At 60.3% G+C, this 4,103-nt stretch carries 6 protein-coding genes; 1 reads left to right on the top strand and 5 read right to left on the bottom strand.

Features of this window, described 5'->3' with window-relative positions; translation table 11 throughout:
• The first annotated feature begins 232 nt into the window (after positions 1 to 232).
• Complete coding sequence (locus tag JMY24_RS37785) at positions 233 to 1,285, top strand: PDDEXK nuclease domain-containing protein (protein ID WP_128591560.1); 1,053 nt, start codon at positions 233 to 235, stop codon at positions 1,283 to 1,285.
• Positions 1,286 to 1,376: 91 nt separating this feature from the next.
• On the opposite strand, the gene JMY24_RS37780 is transcribed toward JMY24_RS37785, so the two are convergent.
• The 5 genes from JMY24_RS37780 to JMY24_RS37765 form a co-directional block, all read right to left on the bottom strand.
• On the bottom strand, positions 1,377 to 1,634 hold the full coding sequence (locus tag JMY24_RS37780; protein ID WP_128591562.1) for a hypothetical protein: 258 nt from the start codon (positions 1,632 to 1,634) through the stop codon (positions 1,377 to 1,379).
• A 164-nt stretch (positions 1,635 to 1,798) separates the two neighbouring features.
• Positions 1,799 to 1,978 (bottom strand): P-loop NTPase family protein, encoded by a 180-nt coding sequence (locus JMY24_RS39150; protein WP_236597779.1) that lies wholly within the window; start codon positions 1,976 to 1,978, stop codon positions 1,799 to 1,801.
• A gap of 235 nt (positions 1,979 to 2,213) precedes the next feature.
• Positions 2,214 to 2,480 carry a hypothetical protein gene (locus JMY24_RS39145; protein WP_236597778.1) on the bottom strand — a complete coding sequence of 89 codons (267 nt, stop codon included), beginning with the start codon at positions 2,478 to 2,480 and terminating at the stop codon, positions 2,214 to 2,216.
• Positions 2,481 to 2,483: 3 nt separating this feature from the next.
• Positions 2,484 to 2,936, bottom strand: coding sequence for a hypothetical protein (locus JMY24_RS37770; RefSeq protein ID WP_236597777.1), 453 nt, complete (start codon positions 2,934 to 2,936; stop codon positions 2,484 to 2,486).
• A 65-nt stretch (positions 2,937 to 3,001) separates the two neighbouring features.
• Entirely contained in the window at positions 3,002 to 3,577 is a 576-nt protein-coding gene (locus tag JMY24_RS37765; RefSeq protein ID WP_128598705.1) for a DUF7686 domain-containing protein, read from the bottom strand.
• Positions 3,578 to 4,103 lie beyond the last annotated feature (526 nt).

The raw sequence follows: 4,103 nt of genomic DNA, 5'->3' as shown, positions 1-4,103 counted from the left end.
TCCTTCGACACTACGTGGATTCAAACCGTTAAAGACAGACTCAAACCTGACATCAAGACTACGACATCTGTATTTAGCCAGCCCTGCGACATTTCAATCTGGCCTCGACATTTAAACGGGGTGCGATGGCATCATCATGGCGACTCCACGCTGGCTCCGCTTGTCGACGGCCGGTTCCCCCACGATAATTTCCTTCCGGGCGCGCCGGCCCGTGCCCCGACTACCAAAGCGCATGAACAAAGATCTGGGTACGCCCGCATGGGCTGAGGATTATCACCACTGGTTTGCCGAACTCAAGCAGCGCGTCGAGCGCGCGCGGCAGCGCGCCGTGGCCAGCGCGAATCGCGAACTGGTCACACTGTACTGGCAGATTGGCCGCGACATTCTCGACAGGCAGCAGCGACAAGGCTGGGGGGCCGGCGTTGTGGACCGGCTCGCGCGCGACCTCAAGGCAGCGTTTCCCGACATGCGAGGATTCTCGCCTCGTAACCTCAAATACATGCGCGCGCTGGCACAAGCCTTCCCGCAGCCGGAATTTGTGCAACAGCCCGTTGCACAATTACCGTGGTCGCACGTCGTGACACTGCTGGACAAGCTCAACGACGACGCGCAACGGTTGTGGTATGCGGAAAAGTCGCTCGAGCACGGCTGGTCGCGCAGCGTGCTGACCATGCAGATCGAGACGGCCGCGCATGGGCGTGCCGGCAACGCAGTCACGAATTTCGCCGACCGGTTGCCGCCACCGCAGTCCGATCTCGCGCGCGACGCGCTCAAGGATCCGTATATTCTTGACTTCCTCGGTCTGGCCGAGAATGCCCAGGAGCGCGACATCGAGCGCGCGCTCACCCAGCACATCACCCGCTTCCTGCTCGAACTGGGCGCCGGCTTCGCGTTCGTGGGACGCCAGTACCGGCTGGAGGTAGGCGGCGACGAGTTTTTTGTCGATCTGCTTTTCTACCATCTCAAGCTGCGTTGCTACGTCGTCGTCGAACTGAAAACAACACCGTTCAAGCCCGAATATGCAGGCCAGCTGAACTTCTACCTGTCCGCGATCGACGCGCAGGTGAAGGCGCGCGAGGACCAGCCGACCATTGGCCTGCTGCTGTGCAAGGAAAAGAACCGGCTCGTGGCGGAATATGCGCTGCGCGGCGTGGCCAACCCGATGGGCGTTGCCGAATATCAGCTTTTGCGCCATGTGCCTGAATCGCTGGAAAGCGGTCTGCCATCAATCGATCAGATCGAGGCGGAACTCCGGCCCGATTTGCCCGATGCACAGCGGCAGTGATCAGCCCGGATGACCGGACGATTGCCCGATCGTGGGGACGGCGATGACGCCCTGGTTTGCCGGGGCGTGCATGCGTGGTCTTGATCCGCGCCTATCTACCTGCGCTGCCCGTCCCGCCAGACTGCCGCTTTGCTTCAGCAACCAGCTCCTTGAGTGCCTCGATGCCAGCATCCGTGAAGGCGGTTACGGAGACCAACTGCTCGGCGGGGACGTCCAGATCGTCGATGATCCCGAGACACCCGTTCTCTGGCTCCAGGTTCAGAGTCGCCAGTTCGTCCAGCCAATCCACCGGCTCTCCGAGCATCTTCGCGACACAGGAGATCGTATAGACAAAACTCGGTGCTGCCATCGTATTAGATCTCCTTGAATTCATGGGCATCCAGCCCTGTATGCCGTTCTACCCGGTTCCAGACGTGCATGTGAGCCCCAGCTTCTGTCGCGTGCCGCGGGCGGCAGGTGGGCGTGGTCTGCGTGAACATCGCCGTGGTGCCGGAACTGGGTCGACGCTGGATTTCATCTGTTATGCCGGCTGGGCCCGGTGCAGGAGACTAAAAAGCCGCTGCGCTCGTCGAGCAATGCGGAGATATCGAGTGCATGCTGCGCGCGAGTCATGGCCACGTAGAGCAGCCGAAGCTCATCCTTGTCCGGCATCGGGCGGCCGTCGACACCGCGCAGGTGGAAATCGTTCGCCACCTTGACCCGCTTCCATTCGAGCCCCTTGGCACGGTGTACGGTGTGAGATCACATAGTCTGCGGCGCCTTCTCGCCGGGCGCGGCGCCAAGGCTTGCAGATAACCAGTACCGAGTTCGTCGACGATGCGCACAACCGGCAGCAGGTCCTGACCAAATGCGCTGGGCGCAAACGCCTGCGCATCGCTCCACCGCTGGGCGGAATGCCTGCTGGTGGGCCAGCAAGCGGTCTGCGCCGTCAGCGTATGCGAGAATCTCGGCCGGACTCATCCGGATCGCAGGCCGATGTCCGGCCCCGAGTGCCACAGCGAACTGCCCAGATCGCCATGACATTCTTCCGGCACAGGATTGCGTCGACCGGCGGCGCTAGCGCGGCATCTTCCACCAGAATCGAGCCGATGGTTTCCTGTTCCCGGATGGGCGTGCGCTCACCGAGCAGTGCGAGCACGCGTCCGCGTTTGATCACAGGAAGCAGCACACCTGGCGTTGCGAGAGCCAGCAGCATCCGTCACATCTCAAGAAGCTCAAGCCCGTTTTCGGCACACCATTGCCTCAGCGCGCTTTCGACAGCATCGGTTTCAAACGAATACCATCGCTCGAGAACGCCCTCACGGTCCAGCAAATCCTTGAAACGCGCATAAGCTCCTTGCCGCCGGAATAGTCCTTCGACCTGGTCATAACGCGCAGGCAACTGCTGTGCGACAAAGCGCAAGGCGAGACGTCTTCCGAGATCGAGTTCGTTCCTGTGCGGTATCGCAAGGTAGCGGTCGGAAGTTTCAAGGTCGTCAGGAATCTCCTCGTCGAGCGCGTCGCTGGAATCAGAAGTCCAATAGAGCTTGCCCGTATCGAGCGAGACATACGCGTTATGCTCCGTTGGCGCCGCGTAGCTGACGAAGTCAAAGGCCAAACAAAGATCATCGTGCTTGACTGCGACCATGGCTGCACCCAGCAGGTTGTACATGTCAGGTCGGCAAACCGGTCCGGGGACACGGTTTGTCGCCCGTTTCGCCGCGTCTGCAACGCGACTCAAAGCTCTTCGCTCGGATCAGCGATATCGAGCCGGAACTGCCATCCTTCCATGCTCATGAGCATTTGCCCAAGATCCTCCCACGAGACCTCCTTGCCGTCGATCACCACGAGTGGCACGCGCCCCGCCTGCGCCTCATCCCATTCGATATGCCCGCGCACCGTGCTGTCAATGATCTGGCGCTCATGAAAATCGATGTGCCTGACCGACAGCGCGCGACGCACCTTCTCAACGAGGCGGCCGAGCAACACGAACACATCGTCGTCAGCTTCGCCGATCAGCTGGAACCGGTAGCCCGCGCGAAGTTCTCCGCGAAGCTCAAACGCATCCAGTGCCACCCGGTTGCCCAAAAGCCGAAGCTGGAAGTGGAACTGGTGCGGCTCCCCGTTGCAGTCGATCATCCGGATGGGGTCAAGGCGGACGTTCTCGAAATCGGTTAATCCAGTGGACTCGGCAATCCTGGCATTGAAGCACAGAGTGCAGAGCAACTCATAGCGGCCATCGCCAGATCGGCACTGTATGGTCTCCCAGGGCGGCGTCTGGTTGCCGCATTGTTCGCAACGTTCGTGTGCCATGTCGTGCCTGCAATAACGGTTCTTCCCGCGACCGCCGGGAGGATAGATTCCGGTTGCCATTTTCGGCAATATACGTCGTGGTTGGCGGCGACATGCAGCCCGACGAACCCGCAATGGTGTGCACGGGAACTGGTGGAACCAATGCTGCTATTTTGACAGAGACTGGGAACGCCTGCCGGGCTTCCGGGACGAGCAGCGCACGACTGGCGTCAAGCGTCTTCCGCCGCGTGACCGGGAAAGCGACAGGACATCCATGATCGACGCGATCGATGAGGCACTCCCGCTTGACTTCCGTACACGAAAAAGATCCTTCGTTGCCCGCTCCATCGCGTCAGTCGCTTCCATGCAGACGCGCTACCTGTCCGGAGCTCCGAGGCCGGCACCACTCCAATCTACAATATGTAGGAATACGAATTATGTCGAGGCCAGATTGAAATGTCGCAGGGCTGGCTAAATACAGATGTCGTAGTCTTGATGTCAGGTTTGAGTCTGTCTTTAACGGTTTGAATCCACGTAGTGTCGAAGG

The sequence above is a fragment of the Paraburkholderia kirstenboschensis genome (assembly GCF_904848585.1).
GTDB classification, from domain to species: Bacteria; Pseudomonadota; Gammaproteobacteria; order Burkholderiales; family Burkholderiaceae; genus Paraburkholderia; species Paraburkholderia kirstenboschensis.
Note: the sequence above shows the minus strand (reverse complement) of the source record. Positions and strands in the feature narration are given on the sequence as shown.

Coding starts and splice junctions, on each gene's coding strand:
- JMY24_RS37780 (WP_128591562.1), bottom strand. CDS start 1,634: ATGGCAGCACCGAGTTTTGTCTATACGATCTCCTGTGTCGCGAAGATG.
- JMY24_RS37785 (WP_128591560.1), top strand. CDS start 233: ATGAACAAAGATCTGGGTACGCCCGCATGGGCTGAGGATTATCACCAC.
- JMY24_RS37770 (WP_236597777.1), bottom strand. CDS start 2,936: ATGTACAACCTGCTGGGTGCAGCCATGGTCGCAGTCAAGCACGATGAT.
- JMY24_RS37765 (WP_128598705.1), bottom strand. CDS start 3,577: ATGGCACACGAACGTTGCGAACAATGCGGCAACCAGACGCCGCCCTGG.
- JMY24_RS39145 (WP_236597778.1), bottom strand. CDS start 2,480: ATGCTGCTGGCTCTCGCAACGCCAGGTGTGCTGCTTCCTGTGATCAAA.